Annotated in this window: 27 protein-coding genes; 16 read left to right on the top strand and 11 right to left on the bottom strand. The window is 72.4% G+C overall.

Annotation, left to right across the window (positions count from 1 at the left end; translation table 11 throughout):
- Nucleotides 1-236: 236 nt before the first annotated feature.
- Complete coding sequence (locus ACIBK9_RS49305; RefSeq protein WP_397166155.1) at nt 237-1,181, top strand: heme A synthase; 945 nt, start codon at nt 237-239, stop codon at nt 1,179-1,181.
- Between the two features lie 57 nt (nt 1,182-1,238).
- Here ACIBK9_RS49305 and ACIBK9_RS49310 read toward each other — a convergent pair whose 3' ends face one another.
- The gene (locus tag ACIBK9_RS49310; protein ID WP_397166156.1) at nt 1,239-2,111 is read right to left on the bottom strand and encodes a serine protein kinase RIO; all 873 of its coding nucleotides are present in this window, start codon (nt 2,109-2,111) and stop codon (nt 1,239-1,241) included.
- A 249-nt stretch (nt 2,112-2,360) separates the two neighbouring features.
- Here ACIBK9_RS49310 and ACIBK9_RS49315 point away from each other — a divergent pair, with 249 nt between their 5' ends.
- Nucleotides 2,361-2,918 carry a hypothetical protein gene (locus ACIBK9_RS49315; protein WP_387666654.1) on the top strand — a complete coding sequence of 186 codons (558 nt, stop codon included), beginning with the start codon at nt 2,361-2,363 and terminating at the stop codon, nt 2,916-2,918.
- A gap of 42 nt (nt 2,919-2,960) precedes the next feature.
- On the opposite strand, the gene ACIBK9_RS49320 is transcribed toward ACIBK9_RS49315, so the two are convergent.
- Together ACIBK9_RS49320 and ACIBK9_RS49325 are read right to left on the bottom strand one after the other, a co-directional pair.
- Nucleotides 2,961-3,281, bottom strand: coding sequence for a winged helix-turn-helix domain-containing protein (locus tag ACIBK9_RS49320; protein WP_397166159.1), 321 nt, complete (start codon nt 3,279-3,281; stop codon nt 2,961-2,963).
- Nucleotides 3,281-3,754 (bottom strand): hypothetical protein, encoded by a 474-nt coding sequence (locus tag ACIBK9_RS49325; RefSeq protein ID WP_397166161.1) that lies wholly within the window; start codon nt 3,752-3,754, stop codon nt 3,281-3,283. Before ACIBK9_RS49325 ends, ACIBK9_RS49320 begins: the two co-directional genes overlap by 1 nt.
- Before the next feature lie 175 nt (nt 3,755-3,929).
- On the opposite strand from ACIBK9_RS49325, the gene ACIBK9_RS49330 reads away from it, so the two are divergent.
- Together ACIBK9_RS49330 and ACIBK9_RS49335 are read left to right on the top strand one after the other, a co-directional pair.
- Nucleotides 3,930-5,432, top strand: coding sequence for a hypothetical protein (locus ACIBK9_RS49330; RefSeq protein ID WP_397166162.1), 1,503 nt, complete (start codon nt 3,930-3,932; stop codon nt 5,430-5,432).
- Nucleotides 5,433-5,516: 84 nt separating this feature from the next.
- Entirely contained in the window at nt 5,517-6,080 is a 564-nt protein-coding gene (locus tag ACIBK9_RS49335; protein ID WP_397166164.1) for a dihydrofolate reductase family protein, read from the top strand.
- A 72-nt stretch (nt 6,081-6,152) separates the two neighbouring features.
- Here ACIBK9_RS49335 and ACIBK9_RS49340 read toward each other — a convergent pair whose 3' ends face one another.
- The gene (locus ACIBK9_RS49340; RefSeq protein WP_397166166.1) at nt 6,153-6,716 is read right to left on the bottom strand and encodes a Uma2 family endonuclease; all 564 of its coding nucleotides are present in this window, start codon (nt 6,714-6,716) and stop codon (nt 6,153-6,155) included.
- Between the two features lie 59 nt (nt 6,717-6,775).
- Nucleotides 6,776-7,381, bottom strand: coding sequence for a hypothetical protein (locus ACIBK9_RS49345; protein WP_387666666.1), 606 nt, complete (start codon nt 7,379-7,381; stop codon nt 6,776-6,778).
- Between the two features lie 161 nt (nt 7,382-7,542).
- Between ACIBK9_RS49345 and ACIBK9_RS49350 the strand changes: the two genes are divergently transcribed.
- From ACIBK9_RS49350 to ACIBK9_RS49360, 3 genes are read left to right on the top strand one after another with little or no spacing between them, the layout of a single operon-like run.
- A complete protein-coding gene (locus tag ACIBK9_RS49350; RefSeq protein WP_397166167.1) occupies nt 7,543-8,340 on the top strand; it encodes a glucose 1-dehydrogenase in 798 nt (265 codons plus the stop codon).
- Nucleotides 8,330-9,238 (top strand): alpha/beta hydrolase, encoded by a 909-nt coding sequence (locus ACIBK9_RS49355; protein WP_397166169.1) that lies wholly within the window; start codon nt 8,330-8,332, stop codon nt 9,236-9,238. Before ACIBK9_RS49350 ends, ACIBK9_RS49355 begins: the two co-directional genes overlap by 11 nt.
- A gap of 11 nt (nt 9,239-9,249) precedes the next feature.
- Nucleotides 9,250-10,044, top strand: a complete 795-nt coding sequence (locus ACIBK9_RS49360) for an alpha/beta fold hydrolase (RefSeq protein WP_397166171.1) — start codon at nt 9,250-9,252, stop codon at nt 10,042-10,044.
- Nucleotides 10,045-10,167: 123 nt separating this feature from the next.
- Here the strand turns inward: ACIBK9_RS49360 and ACIBK9_RS49365 are convergent, their stop codons facing one another.
- The 3 genes from ACIBK9_RS49365 to ACIBK9_RS49375 are packed head-to-tail and all read right to left on the bottom strand — an operon-like array spanning nt 10,168 to nt 12,880.
- Nucleotides 10,168-11,304 (bottom strand): ScyD/ScyE family protein, encoded by a 1,137-nt coding sequence (locus ACIBK9_RS49365; RefSeq protein WP_397166172.1) that lies wholly within the window; start codon nt 11,302-11,304, stop codon nt 10,168-10,170.
- Between the two features lie 60 nt (nt 11,305-11,364).
- A complete protein-coding gene (locus ACIBK9_RS49370; RefSeq protein WP_397166174.1) occupies nt 11,365-11,970 on the bottom strand; it encodes a DUF4126 domain-containing protein in 606 nt (201 codons plus the stop codon).
- Nucleotides 11,971-11,974: 4 nt separating this feature from the next.
- Nucleotides 11,975-12,880 (bottom strand): phosphotransferase, encoded by a 906-nt coding sequence (locus tag ACIBK9_RS49375; protein ID WP_397166176.1) that lies wholly within the window; start codon nt 12,878-12,880, stop codon nt 11,975-11,977.
- Between the two features lie 68 nt (nt 12,881-12,948).
- Here ACIBK9_RS49375 and ACIBK9_RS49380 point away from each other — a divergent pair, with 68 nt between their 5' ends.
- Nucleotides 12,949-15,327, top strand: coding sequence for an FAD-dependent oxidoreductase (locus ACIBK9_RS49380; RefSeq protein WP_397166178.1), 2,379 nt, complete (start codon nt 12,949-12,951; stop codon nt 15,325-15,327).
- On the opposite strand, the gene ACIBK9_RS49385 is transcribed toward ACIBK9_RS49380, so the two are convergent.
- The 3 genes from ACIBK9_RS49385 to ACIBK9_RS49395 all read right to left on the bottom strand — a co-directional run bounded on the left by ACIBK9_RS49385 (nt 15,284) and on the right by ACIBK9_RS49395 (nt 17,947).
- Complete coding sequence (locus tag ACIBK9_RS49385) at nt 15,284-16,063, bottom strand: GntR family transcriptional regulator (protein ID WP_397166180.1); 780 nt, start codon at nt 16,061-16,063, stop codon at nt 15,284-15,286. The two genes, ACIBK9_RS49380 and ACIBK9_RS49385, sit on opposite strands and share 44 nt — an antisense overlap.
- A gap of 35 nt (nt 16,064-16,098) precedes the next feature.
- Nucleotides 16,099-17,217, bottom strand: coding sequence for an NAD(P)H-dependent flavin oxidoreductase (locus ACIBK9_RS49390; RefSeq protein ID WP_397166181.1), 1,119 nt, complete (start codon nt 17,215-17,217; stop codon nt 16,099-16,101).
- A 67-nt stretch (nt 17,218-17,284) separates the two neighbouring features.
- On the bottom strand, nt 17,285-17,947 hold the full coding sequence (locus ACIBK9_RS49395; RefSeq protein ID WP_397166182.1) for a DapH/DapD/GlmU-related protein: 663 nt from the start codon (nt 17,945-17,947) through the stop codon (nt 17,285-17,287).
- Nucleotides 17,948-18,078: 131 nt separating this feature from the next.
- Here ACIBK9_RS49395 and ACIBK9_RS49400 point away from each other — a divergent pair, with 131 nt between their 5' ends.
- The 8 genes from ACIBK9_RS49400 to aroH all read left to right on the top strand — a co-directional run bounded on the left by ACIBK9_RS49400 (nt 18,079) and on the right by aroH (nt 26,488).
- Nucleotides 18,079-19,743 carry a CTP synthase gene (locus tag ACIBK9_RS49400; RefSeq protein WP_358293745.1) on the top strand — a complete coding sequence of 555 codons (1,665 nt, stop codon included), beginning with the start codon at nt 18,079-18,081 and terminating at the stop codon, nt 19,741-19,743.
- Complete coding sequence (locus tag ACIBK9_RS49405; RefSeq protein ID WP_397166184.1) at nt 19,740-20,351, top strand: NUDIX domain-containing protein; 612 nt, start codon at nt 19,740-19,742, stop codon at nt 20,349-20,351. The genes ACIBK9_RS49400 and ACIBK9_RS49405 overlap by 4 nt, the downstream gene beginning before the upstream one ends.
- A gap of 15 nt (nt 20,352-20,366) precedes the next feature.
- Nucleotides 20,367-21,272: a site-specific tyrosine recombinase XerD gene (locus tag ACIBK9_RS49410; RefSeq protein ID WP_352358212.1), complete on the top strand. Its 906-nt coding sequence runs from the start codon at nt 20,367-20,369 to the stop codon at nt 21,270-21,272.
- A gap of 123 nt (nt 21,273-21,395) precedes the next feature.
- A complete protein-coding gene (locus ACIBK9_RS49415) occupies nt 21,396-22,331 on the top strand; it encodes a ParA family protein (RefSeq protein WP_387645452.1) in 936 nt (311 codons plus the stop codon).
- Entirely contained in the window at nt 22,328-23,149 is an 822-nt protein-coding gene (locus ACIBK9_RS49420) for a segregation and condensation protein A (RefSeq protein WP_397166186.1), read from the top strand. The genes ACIBK9_RS49415 and ACIBK9_RS49420 overlap by 4 nt, the downstream gene beginning before the upstream one ends.
- A 265-nt stretch (nt 23,150-23,414) precedes the next feature.
- Nucleotides 23,415-24,002, top strand: coding sequence for an SMC-Scp complex subunit ScpB (gene scpB, locus ACIBK9_RS49425; RefSeq protein WP_397166392.1), 588 nt, complete (start codon nt 23,415-23,417; stop codon nt 24,000-24,002).
- Nucleotides 23,999-26,056 (top strand): pseudouridine synthase, encoded by a 2,058-nt coding sequence (locus ACIBK9_RS49430; RefSeq protein WP_397166188.1) that lies wholly within the window; start codon nt 23,999-24,001, stop codon nt 26,054-26,056. Before scpB ends, ACIBK9_RS49430 begins: the two co-directional genes overlap by 4 nt.
- A gap of 72 nt (nt 26,057-26,128) precedes the next feature.
- Nucleotides 26,129-26,488 (top strand): chorismate mutase, encoded by a 360-nt coding sequence (aroH, locus tag ACIBK9_RS49435; protein ID WP_357968329.1) that lies wholly within the window; start codon nt 26,129-26,131, stop codon nt 26,486-26,488.
- Nucleotides 26,489-26,559 lie beyond the last annotated feature (71 nt).

Raw genomic sequence — 26,559 nt, forward strand, 5'->3', positions numbered from 1 at the left:
TCGACCGCACCAACCACCGCGCGAGCACCACCATCAACATCCTCACCGAACACCAGTTGACAGCAGCCCAAAGCCCTTAACTTCCCGGCATTGCCGCTAGGGGGCCGCACGGCTCTGGACGCCTGCCGAGGAGGTGGAGCCGGAAGGGGTGCTCTACGGGCTGTAGAGTAAGGTCTTGATCGTGTTTTCGGCCGCCCCGCGGCGGTTCGCCGAGCAGCAGAGAGACCTCTTCCCCCATGACCACTCCCTTCCAGTGGCTCGCCGCCCGGGTCGCCTTCGAACGAGCCGCCCTGCGACGGGCCGCGGGCGCGGCGCTGGCCACCAGCCTGATGATCATCGTGACTGGCGGAGTCGTCCGGCTGACCGGTTCCGGGCTGGGCTGTGACGGGTGGCCGCGCTGCTCGGAGGCCGGTTTCGCGGCCACGCCCGAGCTCGGCGTCCACGGCGCGATCGAGTTCACCAACCGGGTGTTGTCCGGGGTCGTGTGCGTCGCCGTCGGCTGGCTCATCGTCGTGGCCCGGCTGCAGCGCCGTCCGGTGCCCGAGCTGACCCGGTGGGGCTGGGTGCAGTTCTGGATCGTCGTGCTGAACGCGGTCGTCGGCGGCCTCACCGTGTGGGCGCGGCTGAGCCCGTACCTCGTCGCCGCGCACTTCCTGGCCGCCGTGCTGTTCCTGACCGCCACCACGGTCGTCTGGCACAAGGCCCGCCTGCTCGACCGGCCCGCGCGGCCGCTCTCCGTGCCGGTGGGCCGCCTTCCGGCGGCGCTGGTGGCGTCCGTGGCGGTGCTGGTCGCGGCCGGCACGATCGTCACCGGCACCGGGCCGCACGCGGGTGACTCCTCCGACGTGCCGCGCATGCCGTTCAACTGGACGGCGATGGTCTGGCTGCACGGGGTCGCCGCCGCGCTCAGCCTCGGCCTGGCCGTCGCCCTGTGGCTCAGGACCCGGCGCGAGCCGGGCTCGGCGGCCCATCAGCGCACCACGTTGTTCCTCGCCGTGCTGCTCGGCCAGGGGCTCGTCGGCCTGACGCAGATCGTGACGGACCTGCCCGAGGTCGTCGTCCTGGCCCACCTGCTGGGCTCGGCGATGGTGTGGGTGGGCGCGGTACGCGTCCTCCTCGACACCCGGCTCCCGGCGGTGGCAGGGGAGGAACGGCCCCTGCCCGCCACCGCCCGTACGTAGCCGATCCGCGCGGACGGGCCCGGCGCTCCGGCGGCCGGGCCGCGCGCGTTCCGCCGGTCACGTCCGGCCGGACTCCTTGCGGAGCAGGTCGGCGAGCGCTTCGGGGTCCGCGGCGGCCACGCCCTTGGCGGCGAACCAGGTGGCCACGTTGCGGGCGTCCCGTTCCAGGTACGACGGGCCCGCGGGATGGGCGATCACGTCGACGATCTGCGGCAGGTCGATGATCACCAGCCGCCCCTGGTGCACCAGCAGGTTGTACGGCGACAGGTCCCCGTGCGCCAGCCCTTCGGCGGCCAGCGTCACCATGGCCGCCACGAGCTGCTCCCACAGGTCGTCGAGGCCGTCGGAGACCTGGGCCAGGCGCGGGGCGGCGTACCCGTCGGGAGTGCCGACGAACTCCTCCAGGATCTCCGTCCCCACGATCTGCACCGGGTACGGCACCGGCACCCCCAGCTCCCACAGCCGGCAGAGCGCCGTGAACTCGGCCACCGCCCACTGCGCGGCGATCACCTGCTTGCCGAAGGCGGTGCGGTTGGCCATCGCCCGGTTCATCCGGCTCTCGCGGGCCCTGCGGCCCTCCAGGTAGCCGGAGTCCCGGTGGAACAGGCGGTGCTCGGAGGAGCGGTAACGTTTGGCCGCCAGCAGGCAGACCCGGTCGGTGCCCGGCACGCCCCGCGAGATCAGGTGGACGTCGGCCTCCTTGCCGGTCTTGAGCAGGCCGAGCTCGGTGTCGACGGCGGCCAGCTCGGTGACCAGCCAGCCGGGGTGCGGCTTCGGCCCCTTCTCGGTGGGCGTGCTCTGGTCCCAGGTGGACCAGCGGTCGCCCTCGGACGGGCCGTCATCGGTCTCGGGGGCGCTTTCGAGCCATTCGATGTCGTCGGCGTCGAGCGCGAACTTGCCACGGCGGCGGTGTTGCGAGTGCTTGGGCACGGTGAGATGTCTCCAGTTTCGAGGCCCCACCGGCTCGCCGGACGGATCAGGTCAGCGGACACCTGGTGGGAAGGTCTGAGGTCGCGGAAAACGGCACGCGGGCAACGGTCGTCACGGTCTCAGCCTCCCTTCGTCTCGCTGCGATCGACGCGGACGAGTATGCCGGGTCCGGCACGGCACTCGCAATCGAATAAACGGCGGCCCGATAACCGGGTGCGCCGCGACCAGCCAGGCTTGTACGGTTCGGCCATGCGGCGATGTGAGGTGTGCGGACATCAGGAACCCGCCGGCGCGCCGGACTGCGACCGCTGCGCCGGGCTGGTGGACGAACTGGTCGAGGAGGGCTGGCGTGCCTTCCTGCTGGCGGAGTTCGGCACCGTGGCCCCGCCGGACGAGCAGCTCATCGCCCGCATGGTGGTCGACGAGCCCGACAAGCACCCGTGGCGGGTCGTGGACGCCGCCTACGACCGCCTGACGTGCCCCGAGTGCGGCGGCCGGCTGAGCCGCGGCCCGGCCGGATGCGCCTCCTGCGACCTCGCGAACGGCTTCCGCTACTCGGCCGTCGAGATCGACCGCCCCGGCGTGCCGCCCGGCAACGAGCACGCGCTGCGGGTCAACGTGGCCGTGACGCGCCGCCCGTACGGGATCGCGGCCACGGAGGTGCTGGTGCGCCGGCTCTCGCTGCCCGTGCTGATCGAGGGCCGCCTGCCCACGACGGCCCAGGCCCAGGCCACCAAGGCCCTGGCCCGCAAGGGCGCCACGGAACAGGAACTGGCCGCCGTGATCTACGCGGACTGGAACAGCTGAGCGCGACACGCGCCCTGCCGAAGGCCCCGGCGGGGCCCGTCACTACTGGTCGGCGGCGGGGCGGGCGGCGGAGTCGCGGGCGAGGGCGACGATCCGTTCCAGGGCCGCCGCATGCCGCTGGAAGGCCGACCGCCCCTGCGGGGTGAGCTGCACGTACGTCCGCCGCGCTCGCTTGTCCTGGTCCTTGCGGACGACCACATACCCGGCGGCGGCCAGCGCGGAGACCTGCTTGGACAGCGCCGAGTCGCTGGTGCCGACCGAGTCCCTGAGGAAGCCGAAGTCCACCCATTCGGCCGGCGCCAGCAGCGCCACGATGGACAGACGCGCCGGGACGTGCAGGAACTCGTCGAAGAGCGGATCCATCAGGCGACCCCGCCGTCCTGCCGCACGATCGACCTCATGACCAGGCGGTTGACGGGCGTGGCCGCGACGTACGCCAGGGCCGCCACCACCGCGCCCGCGACCGCCTGCGACAGCAGCCCGTGCGGCGGCAGGTCGAACAGCGCGAAGGAGGCGATCCGGCCGATGCCGAAGGCCACCATGACGCAGGCCAGCAGCACGCCGTGGAACAGGGCCTCCCGGCCGGTGGCCTTCCGCCGGACCGAGGCCCGGTGCTCGTAGACGATCCCCACGCCCGCGTACACGACCACCCCGAGCGCCGCGCCGAGGTAGAACCACGGGCTCGGCAGGTCCAAGGCCGCGAGCATGACGAAGAGGCCGAGCGCGGAGACGAGCACGCGGGGGAGCGCGAAGCTCTGGCGGACGATCTGCTGCCGGGTCCTGGCCTGGAGGCGGTGGATGTCGTCGAGCGAAGTCTGGGCGTCGTGCTGGTTCATGGGCCTTCTCCGGGATCGGCTACTGCTTTCCTGTAAGGAAAGTAGCATCTGTTTTCCTCTTGGGAAAGTCGTCGGCGGCCGAACGGCCCGGTGCCGGAGGTGAGACATGTCTCTTTGATCTCCGGTGCCCGCGGAACTAGGGTCGCTGCATGGTCAAGGCCAGAGGTGACAAACCGTGATCGGCCGCGCAAAGCTCGCCCTCGGGCGGCCGCTCGGCCGTGAGGGCCAGGGAATGGTTCACGAGGAGCTCAGCGGCCGGATCAACGGCCGGCCGGGCGTCGCGTACAAGGAGATCGACTACGACGTCCGACCGGGCCTCGACGTCGCCGTCCTCACCGCGATGACGCAGTTGGCCGGCCGTCTCTCGCCCTCGGACGTCGCCTGGTTGGAGGAGCGCGCGGCCTGGCCCGCCGAACTGGTGGAGGAGAACGGCGCCGTCGTCGGCTTCCTGATGCGGACCGTGCCACAGCGGTTCTTCCGCGAGACGCCCGGCCCGTCCGGCGCCGTACGCCGGCTCGCGACCCTCGACCGCCTGTTCGGGCAGGAGGACGTCACCGACCGCGACCGCCTGCTGATCCTGGCCGATCTCGCCGACACGCTCGCCCGCCTGCACGCGGCGGGCGTCGTCGTCGGCGACCTGTCCCCTGAGAACGTGCTGTTCACGACAGAGCCGCCGCCGGGATGTTTCCTCATCGGCTGCGACGCGATGGGGCTGGGCGGAGCGCGGGCGCTGCCGCCCGTGAAGACGCCGCCCGACCGGCGGATCCCCGCCGGGGAGCAGCCGGGGACGCCGCAGGGTGACGCCTACCAGTTCGCGCTGCTGGCCATCCGCGTCTTCGCCCGTGGTCCGTCCACCACCGACGTGTCCGCGTTGGCCGCCGTCCATCCCGGCCTGGCGGAGTTCGCCACGACCGCGCTCGACCAGCCCCCGTTCAGCCGCCCCATGCCCGCGCAATGGGCCGAGCGATTACGCGAGGCCGCGCGGCCGGAGCCGGTCTCGCCGCCTGCCCGGCAGGCCGAGGCGGCTTCGGGTGCCGGACGGTCGAAAATGATCGGCATCGGGGCCGCGGTGGTGGCCGTCGTGCTGGTGGTGCTCGCGGTGGTCGCGAAGAACGTGGTCAAGAACAACGTACGCGAGGCCCTGACCGGCTCTTCGGAGGCCACGGCCGAGCCCGCCGAGACGTCGTCGTCGTCGTTCCCCGCGCCCGCCGACTTCCCCACCCAGGCGCCACCCACCTCGGCCCCGACCGTGGCCCCGACTGTGGCCCCGACCTCGGCGGCGAGCGAGCCGGCGGCCGCCTTCGAGGTCGGCGACTGCCTGTCCGGCCTGCCGGACGCGCCGGTGGTCGACAGTTGCAAGCAGGGCGCGCCCTATCGGGTGGCCTCCATCACCACTCCCTCGGGGCTCTGCGACGGCACGACCAACCACCGCTATCTCATCCACGACGACGTGCTGTACTGCCTGGCCTACCAGTTCGGGCGGAACTACTGCTACAAGTGGTCGAAGAACGATGAGTACGTGGACTTCGCCCGGAAATGCCGAGCGCCGAAGACGTTCACCGTGCGGCGCGTTCTGCGAGGGAACGCCGACAAGGACGCCACCGCCTGCGATGGCGTGACCAGGCATTCCTGGACGTGGCCCGTCCCCGCGCTGACCATCTGCGTCGACAAGTACTGAGCTGCCGGCCGGACACCGATGATTTCCGGGCGGCTCCGGTGTCGTACGTGTCACCGGACGACCCGCGACCACGGAGATGCGATCATGCGGAAGCTCATAGCGACGGTCTTCAACTACTCCCTCGACGGCCTGCTCGCCGACGAGGGCACCGACTTCTGGAAGTTCTGCTTCGACCTGCCCGAGAACAACCGGCCCGACTCCCCGGCCTACCTCGACTTCCTGCGGAGCGCGCACGCGCACGTCATGGGCCGCAACGCCTACGAGGGCATCGCCAAGGGCATGACGACCGCCACCGACCACCCGTTCGCCGACATTCTGACCGCCGGGCGCAAGGTCGTCTTCTCCCGGACCATGAAGACGGCCGACTGGGCCAACACCACCGTCGCCGACGGCGACCCGGCGGAGGAGATCGACAAACTCCGGCTGGACGGCGACGGCCACATCCTGGTCTGGGGCGGTGTCGGCCTCTGGCGGTCGCTCATGCGGCTCGACCTGATCGACGAGTTCCGGCTGAGCGTGTTCCCCTACGTCGCGGGCGAGGGCACCCGGCTGTTCGACGGCTTCCCCAAGTCCTACCGGCTCGACCTGGTCTCCAGCTTCGCCTCCGACGGAGGGATCATGGAACTGCAGTACCGCCGCCACCGCTGACCCCGGCCGCTGCCGGTCCGCGCCGCCGAGGAGCCTGAGGACCGTCTGGGCCCCTCATGGCCACGCCCGGAGCTAGGCGGGCGGCCATTCCAGACCGAGGTCGATGTCCACGTCGAAACCGACGTCGAGGCGCAGCCGCCCGCGATGGACGCCGGCGGACACGTAGGCCCCGGCGTCGCGGTCGAGGTGGAAGGCGTGCACCACCGGCTGGTCGTCTTCGCACTCCACCCGCCAGTAGTGCTCGATGCCCGCCCCGGCGTACCTGATCGGCCTGGTACGGCGATCCCGCTCCCGGGACGCCGCCGGGACCACCTCGCAGACGAGATGCACCTGATCAGGACGGAACGACGTGGTGGCCGGGCCGATCGCCGACCTGGGGGCCACCAGGACGTCCGGCGCGAGCAGCAGGCGCGGCCCGAGGGCCACGGTCATCGAGCGGATCACCGCGAGGTGCGCGGGCGGCCTGAGCGACCGCTCGAACAGCCGGGTCGCGAACATGCGGAAGGCGCTCTGCGGCGGCCGCGTCGCGAGCACGCCGTCGATCAGCTCGGCGTGCCGGGGAGCGTCCGACGGGAGCGCGTCGAGCGGGCCGGCCGCGGTGAAGGGGCGCGACCGGGCGGGCACGGCTGGGGACATCGGGCGGGCACCTTCCGGACGAGCGCTCGGCGCGCTCATGGTGCCACGTCAGGCGGACCTCAGGAGTGGTCTTTGCGCTGCTCCATCGAGCGGCGGTAGAGCTCGTCGATCTGGTCCAGCGGGTCCGGGGGACGGCGGCGGGCCTCGATCTCCAGCTCCGTGCGCGAGTACAGCTCGTCGATGCCGGAGGACGCGTGGTGCATCTGGTCGCCCAGGAGGTCGGCGCGGATGCGGGCGCACATGGCGGTCAGCTTGGCCTGGTGCTCGCGCAGCCGGTCGAGGGCGGCGTGGTCGACGTACGGCGAGACGCGGCGCTGCTGGGCGTACGTGGCGAGCTGGCCGTCGTGCACGTCGGCCTGGGCCGACAGGTCGGCCAGCAGCCGGGGCAGGTCGCCGAGGCCCCAGCCGCGCTGCTGGGCCTGTTCGACGGCCTGGCGGGTGAGGGTCACCTCGCGGCGCAGGTCGAGGCGGAGGCGTTCGACCTCGGCCGCGTCGCCGGTGCCCATGGCGTTGACGTGCGTGGTCAGCCGGGTGGTGGCCTGCCGGGCCTTCTTGGCCGCCTTCTTGCCCACCTTGACCAGCAGATAGACGCCCACGCCGGTCAGCAGCAGGAGAAACGCCAGGATGGCCAGCACGATGACAAGGAACTCGCTGATCTCCGCCACCTCCCGTTGGGTTGTTGCCTAGAAGGATAGTTCGACCCCCAAGGGGTTCAACGCGCGACGGGGATCCCGGGTTCCGCCGACCGTGCCGAGCAAGCTCTTGATCGGGGACGTGGGCGCGTGTTTCAGTGCACATGTTCGGTCGTCTCGGATGAGGGGTGCGCGTGCTCGACGGCAAGGTAGTGATCATCACGGGCGCCGCCCGGGGCATGGGCGCGGCCACGGCGCGCCGGTGCGCGGCGGCCGGGGCGCGGGTCGTGCTCACCGACGTGCTCACCGAGGAGGGGACGGCCACCGCCAAGGACGTCGGAGGCACGTTCGTCCCGCACGACGTGACGGACCCGGAGCAGTGGGCGGCCGTGGTGGCCGCGACCGTCGAGGCGCACGGGCGGCTCGACGGGCTGGTGAACAACGCCGGGATCGTCACCGTGCGGACCATCGAGCAGCAGACCCTGGCGGAGTTCGAGCGGGTGCTCCAGGTGAACCTGGTCGGCGTGTTCCTCGGGCTGAAGGCCGTGGCCGGGGCCATGCGGGCGTCCGGCGGCGGGGCCGTGGTGAACCTCTCGTCGGTCGCGGGGCTGACCGCGCTGCCCGGCACGGGCGGGTACGGCGCGTCGAAGTGGGGCGTACGCGGGCTGACCAAGATCGCGGCGCTGGAGTTCGGGCGGGACCGCATCAGGGTGAACTCGGTGCATCCCGGGATGATCGTCACCCCGATGACGACCTCGCTGGGGGCGGTCTCGGGCGAGGGCACGTTCCCGCTGGCCGCCGCCGGGCGATGGGGTGAGCCCGAGGAGGTCGCCGAGGCCATCGCGTTCCTGCTGTCCGACGCGGCCTCGTACGTCACGGGCGCGGAGCTGGCGATCGACGGCGGCTGGACGGCGGGGGAGACGGCCCTGCTCGGCTCCGTCCCGCGCGAGGCCGCTCCCGTCGCGGAGGAGGGGGCCGGAGATGGCCGTTGACGAGCCGACCCGCGCGGTCATCGACCTGATGAGCGAGTTCTTCCCCAAGGGCGAGGGCCCCTGGGATCCGGAGGAGGCACGGCGGGTGCTGGCCTCGGTCCCGAGCCCGGAGCCGATGCCCGTGGGCCGGGTGGAGGACCGCGACGCGGCGGGCGTCCCCGTGCGGATCTACTGGCCACCGGAGGGCGCCGAAAGGCGGCCGCTCGTCGTGTACTTCCACGGCGGCGGCTTCACCCTGGGGTCGCTGGACAGCCACGACGGCGTCTGCCGGCAGATCTGCGCCGGGTCCGGGGCGGTGGTGGTCGCCGCCGACTACCGGCTCGCGCCCGAGCACCCCTATCCGGCCGCCGTCGAGGACGCCTTCGCCGTCACCCGGTGGGCCCACGAGCACGCGGCCGGGCTCGGCGCCGACCCGGGGGCGCTGGTGGTGGCGGGCGACAGCGCGGGCGGCAACCTCGCCACCGTCACCTGCCTGCGGGCGCGCGAGGAGGGCGGGCCGCCGATCGTGCTGCAGGTGCTGGTCTATCCCGCGACGGACGGCGTCCGTCACTGGCCCTCGTACGACCAGAACGGCGAGGGATATTTCCTGACGACGGCGCACATGCGGTGGTTCTGGGACTGCTACCAGCCCGACCGGGAGCGGCGCGGGGAGCCGTACAGCTCGCCCCTGGGCGCGGACGTGAGCGGCCTGCCGCCGGCCCTGGTGATCACGGCCGGGCACGACCCGCTGCGCGACGAGGGCGAGGCGTACGCCCGCCACCTGCGCCACTCCGGGGTCGAGGCGGAGTGCGTCCGGTACGAGGGCCTGTTCCACGGCTTCTTCGGCACGGGCGCGATCCTGCCCGCCGCCGCCGACGCCACGGACCGGGTGTGCGCCGCCATCCGCGCCGTCAAATAAGGGGATTTTTCATGCCGTACGCCGAAATTTCGGTAACCATCAGCCTCTTCTACACCGACGACGGCGCCGGCGACCCGCCGCTGCTGCTCGTGCACGGCTGGGGCGCCGACTCCCACCAGTGGTCCTGGCACATCGACGCCCTGGCCGCCCGCCACCGCGTCATCGCCGTGGACCTGCGCGGCCACGGCTACTCCTCGGTCCCGGAGACCGGCAACACCCCCCAGGCGATGGCCGAGGACCTGAACACGCTGCTCGACCGCCTGGACGTCCCCGAGGTGGTCGCGGTCGGCCACTCCATGGGCGGCCAGGTCGTCTCGATCCTCGCGGTCGAGCATCCGGGCCGCGTACGGGCGCTGGTCACCCTCGACCCCGGCTACGGCATGGGCCAGGACCTCGCCGCGGGCTTCCCCGGCATGATCGCGGGCCTGCGCGGCGCGCACCCGCACGCCGCCGCCGAGGAGATCGACCGGTGGTGCACCACCTCCGCGACCCCCGCCGTCATCCGGCGCTGGCACAAACGCCGCCTGTACGGCATGCCCCCGCACGTGCTGGCCGAGGCGTTCGAGGCCATGTTCACCGGCCCAGGGGCCATCGGCGTGCGGCCGGTCAGCGACGAGTACCTGGCCCGCCGGCGCTGCCCGGTGTTGTCGATCTGGGCCGACCCCGGACGCGCGGCCTGGGAGTCCGGGCTGCTCAAGCATCCGGGCTCGAAGGTCGTGTGCTGGGAGGGCTCGGGCCACCGGCTGCACGAGGAGCGCCCGGCGGAGTTCGTCCGCGTGCTGGAGGGCTGGCTCAGGGCGCGTTGACCGGCATTGACCGGTATCGACCGGCGTTGACCGGCATGGTGAAGGGCCCGGCAGCGCGGACGCTGCTGCCGGGCCCTCCGTGTGAGCGCGCCACGGGGGTTGGGGGCCATGGCGCTCACACGTCTATGCGGGCGGCTCCACCCGGACGATCTCGCCCTTGCCGGGGGTGAAGCCCTTGTTCGACACGTAGACCGAACCGTCGCCGGCGACCGCCATGCCCAGCGGCACGGTCAGCGTGCCCGGCTTGAGCAGCTCGGTGCGCGTGCCGTCGGCCTCGATGCGGTAGAGCGACGTACGGGGCTGGTGGTCGGCGGGCACCGGGCCGACCGAGCCGAGCACGAGCAGCCGGCCCGAGGCGTCGAAGGCGACGTCGACCGCGGTGGTGAAGCCCTTGACGGCGGTCTCGGCCTTCTTCCCGGCCAGCCTGAACACCCTGGCCACGCCGTCGGGCTGCGGGAACCCGGCGTGCTCCGCCACGTAGTAGGAGCCGTCGGGGGCGGCCGCGATGCCCATCGGCACCGACTGCATCGGCACCTTGCTGCCCTTGGGCAGCTTGAGCATGGCCGGCGCCGCGACCTTGCGCGCGTGGAACACCGCCCGCAGCGTCACCTTGCCCGACGCGCTGACCTGGAGCACGTCGTTGCCGCCCACGTCCGTGACCAGCGCGCCGCCCTGCGGGGTCGGCACGACCGCGAACGGGTACGAGTCGATCGCGCTGCCCTTGTCCTTCTTGTCGGGGTTGTGGTTGACCTCGAACGCCAGCAGGTCGCCCATGACGGACGACTTCCCGTCCTTGATCTTCAGCAGCGTGCCGAGGGTGCGGCCCTTGGGGCCGAGGTCGGCCCGCAGCTTGCCGTTGCCGCCCAGGCCGACGGGCACCAGCATGGAGCCGTCCGCGGCGAAGGCGACGTCGTGCGGGCCGGTGCCGAGGCCGTCGGAGCCGGCCGAGGGCAGGTCCTTGACCACGGTGGTCAGCGTGCCGTCGGCCAGCTTGGAGATCTTCCCGGTGAGACCGAGGCACACCTTGCTCGCCTCGCCGCCCGGCTCGGCGGGCACGGTCGCGCACTTGATCTTCCCGCCGGAACCGGACTCGGCGACGTACAGGGCGCCGTCGGGGCCGAAGGTCAGGCCGCGCGGGCCGTCGAGCTTGGCGGCGACGACCGTGACGCTCGCCGACGCCGACGCCGACGCCGGGGCGGGCGCGACCGACGCGGCCAGGCCGAGAGCAGCGACTCCCCCCGTGATGATGACTCGCTTCATGAGGGAACACCGTAGAAGCGCCGGACGGGGCGGCGAATCAGCCCGCAGGGTGAGGCGTACTCAGCCTGCGGGTGGATTCCTCCTGATCCTGCGCCGGGCGCGCAGCCGGCGTACCCGCCGGAAGGTCCACCACGCGAGCACGACGAACAGCAGCAGCGCGACGATCACCAGCACCGGCAGGAACACCGCGATCAGGCTCATGCCGAGCGAGCCGGCGTCCTCGGCGGTGCTCACCACGGGCGCGCCCACCCCCGCCGTGCCCGCGTTGATCACCGGACGGGCCGTCGCCTTCAGCGTGTGGACGGCCAGCGCCATCACGATGCCCAGCAGCCAGCCGGCCCACGGGTTCTCGGTCATCCAGGTCGAGTGGTCGAGCTCGGCGGCGGCGTTGGTGGCGGAGAAGACCACGCCGCCCGCGGCCGGGCGCACCACGGTCTGGATGGCGTCGTTGACGGTGTCGACGGCCGGCACCTTGTCGAGCACCATCTCGGCGAGCAGCAGCACCGCGATGATCGCCAGCACGCCCCAGTTCGACAGCCAGGCGTAGCCGTCGGGCAGCTTCACCTTGTCGGTGAGGTTGGCCAGCACGCCCACGACCAGGAGCGGGATGTAGGCGTTAAGGCCGGCGGCGGTGGAGAGGCCGAGACCGGTCAGCGCGGCGAACATCCCCCTAGTCTGCCCCCGCCGCGGCCTCCATCACGCGGGCCAGGCCCGGCCGGGTGAACTCGGCCGCCGCACGCTCGTACTTCTCCATGCCCCAGGACCAGAAGTCGAAGTCGATCGTGTCGTTGGCGCCGTCCTGGATCGAGGCCCACAGGGTCCAGCCGTACTTGGACATCAGGCCGAGCAGCCGGGCGCGGGCGATCCTGTGGCGCAGGCGGCGGCCGTAGTAGGCGGTGACGAGCTCCTCCAGGTGGCCGGGCGGCAGGTCCGCCTCGCTCCAGAGGTTGCCGAGCTCGAAGCAGGGGTCGTTGTTGCCGGCGTACTCGTAGTCGATGAGGTGGAGGCGTTCGCCGCTCTCGACGATGTTGCCGGGAAGGAGATCGTTGTGGCAGGGGACGGTGGGCTCGGCGCGTACCGCCAGACATTTCCTGATTTCTGCGGTGACGGGCATGAAATCCAGATATTTCGCAGGAAGTCGGAAACCTCGCTCCTGGACGATCCGCAGATACCCCCGCTGCACCTCGAACATGTCGAAATCGCGGACGAAGCGCGGCCCCGCGTGCAACCGCCGGCACACCTCCGCCACCCGCGCCAGGTTCGCCGGCTCCCACAGGTCGGCCTCGGTGAACGTCCGGCCCGGCAGGAACCCGATCACCAGCACGCCCGCCTCCGGCAGGTAGCCGTGCACGGGCGCCCCGACCCCGGCCCGCGCGGCGGCGAGCGAGTCGGCGTGCTCGGCGTCCTTGTCGATGCCCAGCAGGGAGCCGTCGCTGGCGGCCACCCGCACGACGTAGACCCCGTCCGGGGTGGTGACCTTGTAGTTGCGGTTGGTCATCCCGCCGGGCAGCTCCTCGACGGAGCGCGGCAGGCCGGACAGCAGCGGGATGCGGTCGAGGACCCGGGCGATCGCCATGATCGATGCTAGCTCCGCCGTCCTAAACGGTCTAGACCTTTTAGGGTACGCGGGTTAGCCTCGCGACCATGAGCGACTCGGCCCGCATCGTGATCATCGGCGGCGGGGTGGGCGGCGCGTCCGTCGCCTACCACCTCACCCGGCGCGGCGAACGCGACGTCGTCCTGCTGGAGCGGGACGAGCTCACCAGCGGCTCCACCTTCCACTCGGCGGGCCTGGTCGGCCAGCTCCGCTCCGACCCCACCCTGACCCGGATGAACCAGTACTCCGTCGAGCTCTACCGCACCCTGGACGCCGGCTGGACCGAGTGCGGCGGGCTCAAGCTGGCCTCCACCCCCGAGCGGATGGCCGAGATCCGCCGCCAGATCGGCTGGGCCAGGACGTTCGGGCTGCCGCTGGAGGAGATCTCGGTCGCCGCGGCGGTTGAGCTGTTCCCGCTGATGGACCCGTCGGGGGTGGTGGGAGCGGCGTACCTGCCGACCGACGGCCAGATCGACCCCTCGATGCTGTGTTACGCCCTCGCCTCCCGCGCCCGCGAGGGCGGCGCCCGCCTGCGCACCCGTACGCGGGTGCTGGGCATCGACGTCGAGCGCGGGCGCGTCACCGGCGTCCGCACCGACCAGGGCGACATCGCCTGCGAGATCGTGGTCAACTGCGGCGGCATGTTCGCCGCCGAGATCGGCCGCATGGCCGGGGTGCGCGTCCCGATCGTGCCGATGTCCCACCAGTACGTCGTCACCGACGCCTGCCACGACCACCCCGTCCTGCCCACGCTGCGCGACCCCGACCTGCTCGTCTACTACCGGCAGGAGGTGCGCGGCCTGGTGATGGGCGGCTACGAGCGCACCTGCGCCCCCTGGACGGCCTCCGCGACCTCCTACGACGCCGTGCCGGCCGACTTCAACGGCAGGCTGCTGCCCGAGGACTGGCCGCGCCTGGAGGAGATCTCCGCCAACTCCCGGATCCGGGTGCCCGCGATGGCCGACGTCGGCATCCGCAAGCTGATCAACGGGCCGGAGGCGTTCACCCCGGACAACGAGTTCTGCCTGGGGGAGACCGAGGTGGGCGGGTTCTTCGTGGCGGCCGGCTTCTGCGCCCACGGCATCGCCGGCGCGGGCGGCATCGGCAGGGTCATGGCCGACTGGATCGTCGACGGCGAGCCCGGCATGGACGTCCACCACATGGACGTGCGCCGCTTCGGCCGCCAGTACCGGTCGCCGTCGTACACGGTCAAACGCTCGGTCGAGAACTACGAGACGTACTACGACATCCGCTACCCGGGCCACGAGCGCGCGGCCGGACGCCCACTGCGGGTCTCGCCCGCCTACTCCTGGCACGCCGCCCACGGGGCGGTCTTCGGCGAGAAGGCGGGCTGGGAGCGGGTCAACCACTACTCCGCCGCCCCCGACGGCACGGACGAGCGCCCCCGCGGCTGGGCCGGACGCCTGTGGTCGCCCGCCGTCGGGGCCGAGCACCGCGCCACCCGCACCACGGCCGGGCTGTTCGACGAGAGCTCCTTCGCCAAGATCGAGGTCACCGGTCCGGACGCCGCCGCCCTGCTGGAATGGGTGTGCGACAACCACGTGGCCCGTCAGGTGGGCGCCGTCACCTACACGCAGGCGCTGAACCGGCGCGGCGGCATCGAGTGCGACTTCACCGTCACCCGGCGCGGCGAGCAGGAGTTCCTCATCGTCACCGGCACCGCGTCCGGCTCCCGCGACCTCGCCTGGCTGCGCCGGCAGGCCGCGCTCACCGGCTCGACGGCCAGGATCGCCGACGTCACCGGCCAGTACGCCTGTTTCGCCCTGTGGGGCCCGAAGGCCCGGGACATCCTGGCCGGGCTGACCCCGGACCCGCCGGACCTGCCGTTCATGTCGGCCCGGGAGCTCACCGTGGGCGACGTGCCCGCGCTGGCGCTGCGGGTGACGTTCGTGGGGGAGCACGGCTGGGAGCTGTACTGCTCCAGCGAGTACGGGCTCGCGCTGTGGCAGACGCTGTGGCGGGCGGGCGAGCCGTACGGGCTGGTCGCGGGCGGCTACCGGGCCATCGACAGCCTGCGGCTGGAGAAGGGGTACCGGGTGTGGGGCGCCGACATCGGGCCCGAGACGACGCCGTACGAGGCCGGGCTCGGGTTCTGCGTCAAGCCCGGCAAGGACTTCCTCGGCCGCGACGCCCTCGACCCCGACCCGGCCCGCCGCCTGCGCTGCCTCACCCTGGCCGACCCGCGGGCGGTCGCCCTGGGCAACGAGCCCGTCCGGGTGGACGGCCAGGTCGTGGCCCGGGTCACCTCCGGCGGCTACGGGTACACGGTCGAGCGGTCGATCGCCTACGCGTACCTGCCGGTCGGGCCGGGGGCCGAGGTGGAGGTCGAGGTCGAGGGGGAGTGGGTGCCGGGCGTCGTGGTCAGGGAGCCGCTGCACGACCCGGCGGGGTCGCGGGCGCGGTGACGCCGCTGCGCACCGACAGGCGCACCCGGTCGGGGCGGAACAGGTCGCGGGCGTACTCGACGGGGGCGCCGTCGGCGGCGTAGGCCGTGCGCTCGATCAGCATGAGCGGCGCGCCCGCCGCGATGCCCAGCTCGGCCGCCTCCTCCGGACCGGCGATCACCGGGTCCAGATGCTCGACCGCGGTCCGCGGCTCCAGCCCGTAGCGGCCGCCCAGCAGGGCGTAGAGCGAGCCGCCGAGGTCCTCGTCCAGGAAACCGGGCAGCGCGGGGAAGAAGGACCGTTCGAGCGCCACCGGCGAGCGGCCCGCCGACCGCACCCGGGCCACCTCGTGCACCGGCTCGCCCGGCCCGACGCCGAGCGCGGCGGCCACGGCCGCCGGCGCGGGCACGGTGGCGGCCGTCAGGATCCGCGCCTCGGCCCGCAGGTGGGCGCGGCGCATCTGCTCGGTGAACCCGGCCAGGCCCGTCAGGTCGCACTCGATGCGCGGCTCGGCCACGAACGCGCCGCCCGACCTGCCGGGGAGCCTGATCAGCACGCCGTCGCGTTCGAGGGTGGCCAGGGCCTGGCGCAGGGTCATCCGGCTCACGCCGAGGCGGGCGGCCAGCTCCCGCTCGCCGGGCAGCCGGTCGCCCGGGGCCATCTCGCCGGAGGAGATCGCCGCCAGCAGCCACTGCTCGATCTGCGTGTGCGCGGGAACCCCGGTGCCACGCTCCAGCTCAGGCGGTGTCCCGACCACACGCGCATGCTATCGGGCCAAACGGGAGGAACCACTCAGGAGGACGAGAGACGGGTCACGGCGTCGGTGAACTCGCTGATCATGTCGTACACCACGTCACGGGCCGGTCGCACGCGATCGAGCTGGCCCACCACCTGGCCCACGTAGTACGTGACGAGCTCCACGGCCCCGGGGTCGCCGCGGTCGGCCGCCGCGCCGATGCGGGCCATCGCCCCCTCGGCCAGCAGCAGTTGCAGGGGCATGCCCAGCGGCCCCGGGCTCTCCGGCCCGGAGTCCCACTCCTCGGTCCAGGCCGACCTGAGCTGCCGCGCCGGCTTGCCCGTGCGCGACCGGGACCGGACGGTGTCCAGCGACGAGGCGGCCAGCAGCTTGCGCCGCAGCGCGGGCGACGTCTCCGCCTCCTCGGTGGTCAGCCACACCGAGCCGCACCAGACGCCCTCGGCCCCGAGCGCCATGGCCGCGGCCATCTGGCGTCCCGAGGCGATGCCGCCCGCGGCCAGCACCGGGACCGGCGCGACCGCGTCCACGACCTGCGGCACGAGCACCATCGTGGAGATCTCGCCGGTGTGGCCGCCCGCCTCGGTGCCCTGGGCCACGACGATGTCCGCCCCGGCCGCCACCTGCCTGCGGGCGTGCTCCACGGTCCCGACCAGCGCGGCCACCGGCACGCCCGCCTGCCTGGCGCCCGCCACCATCTCCGGCGGCGGCGGTCCGAGCGCGCTGGCGATGAGTCCGATCGGGTGCTTGAGCGCCGCGTCGACCAGCGCGGTCGCCCCCGGCGCCGTCACCCGCCGGCCGAACTCGTCGGCCACCGCGCTCAGGGGCTGCGGCGGCGCGTTCACGCCGTACTTGGACAGCAGGTGGGCGACGAAGTCGCGGTGGCGGTCGGGCACGAAGTCCAGCAGGTGGGCCCGCAGGTCGAGCGCCGAGGCGTCGATCCGGCCGGGGACGAGCACGTCCACCCCGTACGGCCGCCCGCCCACGCGCTCGTCGATCCAGGTCAGCTCGGCGTCCAGCCGCTCCGGCGAGTACGCGACGGCCCCCAGCACCCCGAACCCGCCCGCATTCGTGACCGCGGCCACCACGTCGCGGCAGTGGCTGAAGGCGAACAACGGGAACTCGACGCCCAGGCGCTCACAGATGGCGGTCCGCATGCACCGACGCTAACCTCCAGAAGCTTGTTCGGTCCATCCCCGTTCCCGGGTCCGGGCGTCCCGGATCTCAGGACGGCCCGGTCTGCCCGTCGAGCGCCAGGGCGATCGCGGCGGCCGCCTCGGCGGCGCCGGGGGCGTGCCAGCCGAGCTCCGGCGTGTACCCGCGGACGCGCTTGGCGGGCACCCCGGCGACCACGCTGTGGTCGGGGAACTCGCCGCGCACCACCGCGCCCCCCGCCACCACGCACTGCCGCCCGAGGACCGTGCCCGGCAGGATGATCGCGCCCGTGCCGAGCCAGGACCCGGCGCCGATCGAGACCGGGCTGTTGCGCGGCCACTGCCGCCCGATCGGCGTCTCGGGGTCGTCGTAGACGTGGTTCTGGTCGGTGATGTAGACGTACGGGCCGGTGAAGACGTGGTCGCCGATGTCGATCGACTGGTGGGCCACGATGTGCGAGCCCCTGCCGATCGAGCACGAGCCGCCGATCCGCAGGATCGAGTCCGGGCCGAGCTCGACGCCCGGCCACATGCCGCAGGAGATCGACACGCGCTCGCCGATCAGCGTGTGCTCGCCGATCTCGATCCACCGCTCGCCGAAGATCGCCCCCGGCGGGAAGGCGATGCTGACTCCCTCGCCGATCCGGCGGAAACGGTAACCCGCCGTGGAGTCCGGGGAGATCGCCCCGGCGTGGCGGATCGCCGCGTACGCACGGTGAATCAGTGCGCCCATGGCCCGGCGTACTAGTGACATAGGGCCCAAAGTTACCGCTAGGTCATGCCGTTCAGGCATGTGAGGGGCGTTGTTTGATATCCTGAGAGCCCGTGGACACTTCGGCCACCATTCGAGCCACGGGAGCCCCTTTGCGCAGCGCATCGCAAACCAAGCATCTGTTCGTCACCGGCGGTGTCGCCTCCAGTCTCGGCAAGGGGCTCACGGCCTCCAGCCTCGGCCGGCTGCTCAAGGGGCGCGGTCTCCGGGTCACCATGCAGAAGCTCGACCCTTACCTCAACGTCGACCCCGGCACGATGAACCCGTTCCAGCACGGCGAGGTCTTCGTCACCGACGACGGCTCCGAGACCGACCTCGACGTCGGCCACTACGAGCGGTTCCTCGACACCGACCTGCACGGCTCGGCCAACGTCACCACCGGCCAGGTCTACTCCAACGTCATCGCCAAGGAGCGGCGCGGCGAATACCTGGGCGACACCGTCCAGGTCATCCCGCACATCACCAACGAGATCAAGGACCGCATCCGGGGCATGGCCGGCCCCGACGTCGACGTCGTGATCACCGAGGTCGGCGGCACGGTCGGCGACATCGAGTCGCTGCCCTTCCTGGAGGCCGTCCGCCAGATCAGGCACGAGGTCGGCCGCGACAACGTCTTCTTCCTGCACGTGTCGCTGCTGCCCTACATCGGCCCGTCCGGCGAGCTGAAGACCAAGCCGACCCAGCACAGCGTGGCCGCGCTGCGCAGCATCGGCATCCAGCCCGACGCGATCGTGCTGCGCTCCGACCGTCCGGTCCAGACGGCGATCAAGCGCAAGATCAGCCTCATGTGCGACGTCGACGAGGACGCCGTCGTCTCGGCCGTCGACGCCGCCTCCATCTACGACATCCCCAAGGTGCTGCACGCCGAGGGCCTCGACGCCTACGTCGTGCGCCGCCTCGGCCTGCCCTTCCGCGACGTCGACTGGAAGGAGTGGGAGCAGCTCCTGCGCCGCGTGCACCGCCCGGCCAAGGAGGTTACGATCGCGCTGGTCGGCAAGTACATCGACCTGCCCGACGCGTACCTGTCGGTCACCGAGGCGCTGCGCGCCGGCGGTTTCGCCAACGACGCGCGGGTCAACATCCGCTGGGTCAAGAGCGACGACTGCGAGACCCCCGAGGGCGCCGAGCGCGAGCTCGACGGCGTCGACGGCGTGCTGATCCCCGGCGGGTTCGGCGTGCGCGGCATCGAGGGCAAGATCGGCGCCATCCGGCACGCCCGCGAGGGCCGGATCCCGCTGCTCGGCATCTGCCTCGGCATGCAGGGCATGGTCATCGAGGCGGCCCGCAACATGGCCGGCATCGAGGACGCCAACTCCGCCGAGTTCGACCCCGACACCAAGCACGCGGTCATCTCCACCATGGCCGACCAGGAGGACGTCGTCGCCGGCGAGCGCGACATGGGCGGCACCATGCGGCTCGGCAGCTACACCGCCAAGCTCGGCGAGGGCACCCTGGCCAGGCAGCTCTACGGCGGCAAGGCCAAGGCCGACGAGCGCCACCGTCACAGGTACGAGGTCAACAACGCCTACCGCGAGCGCCTGGAGAACGTCGGCCTGGTCTTCTCCGGCCTGTCGCCCGACGGCCGCCTGGTGGAGTACACCGAGCTGCCCGTCGACGTGCACCCGTTCTTCATCGGCACGCAGGCGCACCCCGAGTTCCGCTCCCGTCCCACCCGGGCCAACCCGATGTTCAAGGGCCTCATCGGCGCCGCCCTGACCTACGCCGACAGCCGCGTGACCACCAAGGTCGGCAAGTGAACGTTCAGGACACGCCCGAGGCGTGGGACGTCGTCGCGTCCAAGGAGCACTTCCAGGGCTACGTGATCAAGGTCGTCACCGACACGGTCAGGATGCCCCAGGACGAGGTCGCCGACCGCGACTACGTCGTCCACCCCGGCTCGGTCGCCGTGCTCGCGCTCGACGACCACGACCGCGTCCTGATGATCAGGCAGTACCGCCACCCCACCCGGCAGCTCATGTGGGAGCTGCCGGCCGGCATCCGCGACGTGGCGGGCGAACCGCTCGCCGACACCGCGGCCCGCGAGCTCGCCGAGGAGTCCGGCTACCGCGCCGACACCTGGCACACCCTGGTCGACCTGCGCTCCTCTCCCGGCATGACCGACGAGCGGATCAGGGTCTTCCTCGCCCGCGGCCTGAGCAGGATCCCCGACGAGGAGAACACCTTCGTCCACCGGCACGAGGAGATCGGCATGCCGGTCGAATGGGTGCCGCTGTCCGACGCGGTCGAGAAGGCGCTCATGGGAATGATCCACAATTCCCCGGCCGTGGCCGGTATCCTCGCCGCATATGCGGCTTCGGTTGAGGGATTCGCCCTGTTGCGCCCCGCCGACGCCCCGGAGGCGTGACGGAAGGACCATGTCGTGGAGGCGGTGCTCTCCAGCTACCTCGCCCATCTGGCGGTGGAGCGGGGCCTGGCTGCCAACACGCTCGCGTCCTACCGCCGTGACCTGCGGCGATACTTCGAACATCTGCAGGCGCGCGGGCGGCTGAAGCTCGACGAGGTGGGGGAGGCCGACGTCCAGGCCTTCCTCGCCGCGTTGCGCGAGGGCGACCGGGAACATCCCGCCCTCGTGGCCAGCTCGGCCGCGCGGGCCGTCTCGGCCGTACGGGGGCTCCACCGGTTCGCCCTGCGCGAAGGCGTCACGGCCCACGACCCCGCCCACGAGGTACGCCCGCCGCGCCAGCTCCGCAGGCTGCCCAAGGCGATCGCCGTCGACGAGGTCGAACGCCTCATCGCCGCCTCCGGCCCCGACGGCGCCCCGCTCACCCTGCGCAACCGCGCCCTGCTGGAGGTCCTGTACGGCACCGGCGCCCGCATCTCCGAAGCCGTCGGCCTGGCCGTGGACGACCTCGAACCCGACCAGGTGCGACTGCGCGGCAAGGGCGGCCGCACCCGCGTCGTCCCGCTCGGCCGCTACGCCCGCTCGGCGCTCGACGCCTACCTCGTCCGCGCCAGGCCCGGCCTGCTGGCCCACGGCCGCGGCACCCCCGGGGTCTTCCTCAACGCCCGCGGCGGCCGGCTGACCAGGCAGGGAGCCTGGGAAGTGCTCCAGGCCGCGGCCGAACGCGCCGGCCTGGCCGGCATCAGCCCGCACGTCCTGCGCCACTCCTTCGCCACCCACCTGCTCGACGGCGGCGCGGACGTCCGGGTGGTCCAGGAGCTGCTCGGTCACGCCTCCGTCACCACCACGCAGGTCTACACCCTGGTGACGGTCGACAAACTCCGCGAGGTCTACGCCGCGGCGCACCCGCGCGCCCGGCAGTGATCTATAGTCTTTTGCGCGTGCGCGGTGCCCCGGCGTGCCGCCTTGCCGCGTTTAGTGGTGACGCCATAGTGTCCGTCCGGACGGTCCGGTTCGGGATCGTCAGGGAGGTTCGAGCTGGTGACTGTGACGACCAAGGGTTCGACCCCGGGGACCCCCGACAACCCCTGGGGTGACACCAAGACCAACGCGCCTTCCAACGGCGTCAACCTGGGCCCCACCCAGCGCCCGCGACCGGTGTTCCCTGAACCGGTCCCGCCGCAGGTGCACGGCCCGGCGCGAGTGGTCGCGATGGTCAACCAGAAGGGCGGCGTCGGCAAGACGACCACCACCATCAACCTGGGCGCGGCGCTGGTCGAGTGCGGGCTGAAGGTGCTGCTGGTCGACTTCGACCCGCAGGGCGCGCTCTCGGTCGGCCTGGGCATCAACCCGCTCCAGCTCGACCTGACCGTCTACAACCTGCTGATGGACCGCGGCGTCACCGCCGAGGACGTCCTGCTGGAGACCGGCGTCGAGGGCCTCGACCTGCTGCCCAGCAACATCGACCTGTCGGCCGCCGAAGTGCAGCTCGTCACCGAGGTCGCCCGCGAGCAGGTGCTCGGCCGGGTGATCAAGCCGCTGCTGCCGCACTACGACGTCTGCCTCATCGACTGCCAGCCGTCGCTCGGCCTGCTCACCATCAACGCGCTGACCTGCGCCCACGGCGTCATGGTGCCGCTGGAGTGCGAGTTCTTCGCCCTGCGCGGCGTGGCGCTGCTCATGGACACCATCTCCAAGGTCCAGGAGCGGCTCAACGAAGACCTCGAGATCGAGGGCCTGCTCGCCACCATGTACGACGCCCGTACCCTGCACGGCCGCGAGGTGCTGGCCCGCGTGGTGGAGGCGTTCGGCGACAAGGTGTTCCACACGGTGATCAACCGTACGGTCCGCTTCCCCGACGCCACCGTCGCCGGCGAGCCGATCACCACCTTCGATCCGTCGTCCCTCGGCGCCAACGCCTACCGCGAACTGGCCCGCGAGGTGCTCTCGCGCTGGCCGGCTCCTGCGACAATGGCCAGGTGACCGCAGAGCAGACCGAGGCCCCCCAAGGCTTCCAGGTACACCTGGACGTCTTCGAAGGCCCCTTCGACCTGCTCCTCGGCCTGATCGCCAAGCACAAGCTCGACATCACCGAGGTCTCGCTCTCCAAGGTCACCGACGAGTTCATCGCCTACATCCGGTCCAAGGGCCCGGAGTGGGACCTCGACCAGACCAGCCACTTCCTGCTGGTCGCGGCCACGCTGCTCGACCTGAAGGCGGCCCGGCTGCTGCCGTCCGGCGAGGTGGAGGACGAAGAGGACCTCGCCCTCCTGGAGGCCAGAGACCTGCTGTTCGCCCGGCTGCTGCAGTACAAGGCGTACAAGGAGGTCGCGAAGGTCTTCGCGGGGCGGATGGCCGAGGAGAGCCTGCGCTTCCCCCGCACGGTGTCGCTGGAGCCGCAGTTCGCCAACCTGCTGCCCGAGCTCATCCTCGGCATCGGGCCCGAGCAGCTCGCCCGCATCGCGGCCAAGGCGTTCACCCCGAAACTGCCGCCCACCGTCAGCGTCGGCCACATCTACCAGCCGCTGGCCAGCGTCAAGGAGCAGGCGGCCATCCTGGTCATGCACCTGCGCAGGCTGCGCCGGGCCACCTTCCGCGCGCTGACGGCCGACTGCGAGGGCACCTTCCAGGTCATCGCCCGCTTCCTGGCCGTGCTGGAGCTGTTCCGGGAGTCCGCGGTGACGTTCGAGCAGGTCGAGGCGCTGGGAGAGCTCCACGTCACCTGGACGGGCGCCGACGACGGCGACGTCGCGGTGGGGGACGACTACGAGGAATCCGCGGAGAAACCATCGAATGACTGACAACCCCAACCCCCTGCCGGGCCCCCGCAAGGCCCCCGACTCGGGGTCGCCGCTGCCCGCCTGGATGACGCTCCCGGGCTCCCTCGTCCAGCCGTCCTCGCCGGAGGAGGCGTCCGCCCTGCCCGCCGGCCCCGAAGTGCCGGTCGCGCCGCCGAAGCCCTCCCCGTCGCCCGAGTCGCCGTCCCCTGAGTCGCCGTCGCCCGAGTCGTCCTTCACCGAGTCGCCTTCCGCGGGCCCCGAGCGGCCCGTGGACACCGCCGCTGACCTGGAGGAAGAGCAGCAGGGCCCGGAGGAGGGCGTTCGGGCGGAAGGGCCCGTTCTTGAGGCGGCCCTGGAGGCCATCCTGATGGTCGTCGACGAGCCCGTCGCCGAGATCACGCTGGCCCAGGTGCTGGAGCGCCCCACCCACGAGGTCGCGGCGGCACTCAGGGGGCTGGCGGCGGAATATACGGCCGCCGGGCGGGGTTTTGATCTGCGGGAAGTCGCGGGTGGCTGGCGTTTCTACACGCGGGCCGACTGCGCGGCGCTGGTCGAGCGGTTCGTCCGCGACGGCCAGCAGACGCGGCTGACCCAGGCCGCGCTGGAGACCCTCGCGGTCGTGGCCTACCGGCAACCGGTGAGCCGCGCCCGTGTCGCCGCCGTACGCGGCGTCAACAGCGACGGCGTCATGCGGACGCTCGTCGCCAGGGGGCTGGTCGAGGAGGCCGGCACCGACCCGGAGAGCCAGGCAGTGCTCTACCGGACAAGCTCATACTTCCTGGAACGTCTGGGACTGCGGGACCTGAGCGAGCTTCCCGAGCTCGCCCCCTTCCTCCCCGACGACGTGGAAAACCTCGAGGAGACAACAAAGTGATCAACAGGCGCAGCACCCCGTCCGGTGATGGACGCGGTCGTGGACGTACCGGCGGCTCCGGCCGCGGCGGGCGTCCCGCCTTCCGCTCCGACGACAACCGCCGCGACGGCTCCGGCGGCGGCTTCGGCGGGGACGACCCCCGCCGCGACTCCCTTCGCGCCGACCGCGGCGGCGCCCGCGCCCGCTTCGGCGACCGCGACGACCGGCCCCGCCAGGACTCCGGCTTCCGCGGCGGCGACCGCTCCGGCCGCCCCACCTCCGGCGGCGACCGCTCCGGCTTCGGCGGTGACCGTTCGGGTCGCCCCGGTGGCGAGCGCTCCAGCTTCGGGGGTGACCGTTCGGGTCGTCCCGGTTTCAGTGGTGACCGTTCGGGTCGTCCCGGCTTCGGCGGTGACCGTTCCGGTCGTCCCGCTTCCGGTGGTGACCGCTTCGGGCGTTCCGGTGGCGACCGTGACGGCTATTCGCGCGGCGACCGCGCGGACCGTCCGGCGCGCGACGACCGCTACCAGCGCGCCGACCGGCCCGCCGATGGCGACCGCTTCCGCGATGACCGTCCCCGTGACGACCGCGGTGACCGCGGCCCGCGTGGCGGCGACCGTTTCGACCGTCCACGCCGTGAGGGCGGTTTCGACCGTCCGCGTCGTGAGGGCGGGGACCGGCCGCGTGGCGAGGGCTTCGGCGGGGCTTCCCGGCCCGGCGACCGGAGCAGGTTCGGCGACGACCGGCGCGGCAGCTACGGCGGCGACCGGCGCGGTGAGCGCGGCGGCTACGCCGGTGGCGAGCGCGGCGGGTACTCCGGCGACCGCGGCGGCTCCGGCGGCCGTGGTGGATACTCCGGCGACCGTGGCGGCTCCGGCGAGCGCGGTGGCTTCTCGGGTGACCGTGGCGGGTTCTCCGGCGGCCGTGGCGGGTTCTCCGGCGGTCGTGGTGGATCCTCCGCGGGCCGCGGCGGCTACGCGGGCGAGCGGCGCGGGGAGCGTGGCGGTTACGCCGGCTCCCGTGGCGACGGGCGTCCCGTACGCGGCGGCGACGGCGAGCGTCAGGAGCGCGGCGGCTTCCGTGCCGACCGCGGCGGGCGCAGGGACGACGCTCCCAGATCCGCCTCCGCCGGCAACACCCGCGCCCGCTTCGGCAGGCGCGAGGACAACCCCCGCGGGCAGCAGCCGCGCACCCCGAGGCGCGACGACGTGCAGACGCTCGGCGGCGGACGTCGTACGGCCGGCGCCGAGAGCCCCCAGGCCAGGCGCGTCAAGGCCGCCCGTCAGCCGCTGCGCGACCGTGCCTTCTACGACGACGACTACACCGACGAGCGCGACACCACCGAGGTGCCCAACGGCGTTCGCCTGCAGAAGGTGCTCGCCCAGGCGGGCGTGGCCAGCAGGCGCGCCTGCGAGGAGATGATCGGCGACGGCCGCGTCACGGTCAACGGCCAGGTCGTGCGCCGCTTCGGCGCCAAGGTCGACCCCGCCGCCCAGGTCATCCACGTCGACGGCAAGCGCATCCCGACCGCCCCCGACCTCGTCTACTACGCACTCAACAAGCCGATCGGCGTCGTGTCCACCATGGACGACCCGCAGGGCCGCCCGTGCCTGGCCGACTACGTCGAGGAGCTGGCTCCCCGCCTGTTCCACGTCGGCCGGCTCGACACCGAGACCGAGGGCCTGCTGCTGCTCACCAACGACGGCGAGCTGGCCAACCGGCTGACGCACCCGAGCTACGGGGTGCAGAAGAAGTACTGGGCCAAGGTGCCGGGGCCGATCCCGCGCGACCTGGGCCGCAGGCTCAAGCAGGGCATCGAGCTGGAGGACGGCATCGCCAAGGCCGACAGCTTCGCCATCGTCCAGGAGCACGGCCAGCAGGCGCTGGTCGAGGTGGTGCTGCACGAGGGCCGCAAGCACGTCGTGCGGCGCATGCTGGAGGAGGCCGGTCACCGGGTGATCGACCTGGCCCGGATCGAGTTCGGTCCGGTGAAGCTGGGCCGCACCAAGGCCGGCACGGTCCGCGCGCTGAGCCTGAAGGAGGTCGGCGAGCTTTACGCGGCCGTGAAGCTGTAATCTGGCCGGAACGCAGGGGCCCGTGCGCATTCTCCGCACGGGCTCTCCCGCTATGGAAGGGGAACAGGGCGCATGGTGCGGGCGATCCGCGGGGCGATCCAGGTGGATGCCGACGACCGCGACTCGATCATCCAGGGGACGACCGAGCTGGTCCAGGCGATCATGGAGCGCAACAGCCTGACCACCGACGACGTGATCAGCGTGCTGTTCACCGCCACCCCCGACCTGACCTCCGAGTTCCCCGCCCTCGCGGCGCGCAAGCTGGGTTTCCACGACGTGCCGCTGATCTGCTGCACCGAGATCGGCGTGCCGGGGGCGCTGCCGCGCGTGGTGCGCCTGATGGCGCATGTGGAGACCGACCGTCCGCGGGCAGAGATGCAGCATGTGTATCTGCGGGGCGCGGTGGCGCTGCGGCAGGACATCGCCCAGTAGGCGACCGGCGTGAGCCGGATCGTCGTGCGGCACGTGCCTGACGGACACGGCAGGCAACACTCTCACTAGCC

This window comes from Nonomuraea sp. NPDC050227 (genome assembly GCF_044459705.1).
Lineage (GTDB): Bacteria > Actinomycetota > Actinomycetes > Streptosporangiales > Streptosporangiaceae > Nonomuraea.

What these genes read in the sequence shown, in the direction of transcription:
- ACIBK9_RS49305 (WP_397166155.1), top strand. Translation starts at nt 237, where the DNA reads ATGACCACTCCCTTCCAGTGGCTCGCCGCCCGGGTCGCCTTCGAACGA.
- ACIBK9_RS49315 (WP_387666654.1), top strand. Translation starts at nt 2,361, where the DNA reads ATGCGGCGATGTGAGGTGTGCGGACATCAGGAACCCGCCGGCGCGCCG.
- ACIBK9_RS49320 (WP_397166159.1), bottom strand. Translation starts at nt 3,281, where the DNA reads ATGGATCCGCTCTTCGACGAGTTCCTGCACGTCCCGGCGCGTCTGTCC.
- ACIBK9_RS49325 (WP_397166161.1), bottom strand. Translation starts at nt 3,754, where the DNA reads ATGAACCAGCACGACGCCCAGACTTCGCTCGACGACATCCACCGCCTC.
- ACIBK9_RS49335 (WP_397166164.1), top strand. Translation starts at nt 5,517, where the DNA reads ATGCGGAAGCTCATAGCGACGGTCTTCAACTACTCCCTCGACGGCCTG.
- ACIBK9_RS49340 (WP_397166166.1), bottom strand. Translation starts at nt 6,716, where the DNA reads ATGTCCCCAGCCGTGCCCGCCCGGTCGCGCCCCTTCACCGCGGCCGGC.
- ACIBK9_RS49355 (WP_397166169.1), top strand. Translation starts at nt 8,330, where the DNA reads ATGGCCGTTGACGAGCCGACCCGCGCGGTCATCGACCTGATGAGCGAG.
- ACIBK9_RS49360 (WP_397166171.1), top strand. Translation starts at nt 9,250, where the DNA reads ATGCCGTACGCCGAAATTTCGGTAACCATCAGCCTCTTCTACACCGAC.
- ACIBK9_RS49365 (WP_397166172.1), bottom strand. Translation starts at nt 11,304, where the DNA reads ATGAAGCGAGTCATCATCACGGGGGGAGTCGCTGCTCTCGGCCTGGCC.
- ACIBK9_RS49370 (WP_397166174.1), bottom strand. Translation starts at nt 11,970, where the DNA reads ATGTTCGCCGCGCTGACCGGTCTCGGCCTCTCCACCGCCGCCGGCCTT.
- ACIBK9_RS49375 (WP_397166176.1), bottom strand. Translation starts at nt 12,880, where the DNA reads ATGGCGATCGCCCGGGTCCTCGACCGCATCCCGCTGCTGTCCGGCCTG.
- ACIBK9_RS49380 (WP_397166178.1), top strand. Translation starts at nt 12,949, where the DNA reads ATGAGCGACTCGGCCCGCATCGTGATCATCGGCGGCGGGGTGGGCGGC.
- ACIBK9_RS49390 (WP_397166181.1), bottom strand. Translation starts at nt 17,217, where the DNA reads ATGCGGACCGCCATCTGTGAGCGCCTGGGCGTCGAGTTCCCGTTGTTC.
- ACIBK9_RS49395 (WP_397166182.1), bottom strand. Translation starts at nt 17,947, where the DNA reads ATGGGCGCACTGATTCACCGTGCGTACGCGGCGATCCGCCACGCCGGG.
- aroH (WP_357968329.1), top strand. Translation starts at nt 26,129, where the DNA reads ATGGTGCGGGCGATCCGCGGGGCGATCCAGGTGGATGCCGACGACCGC.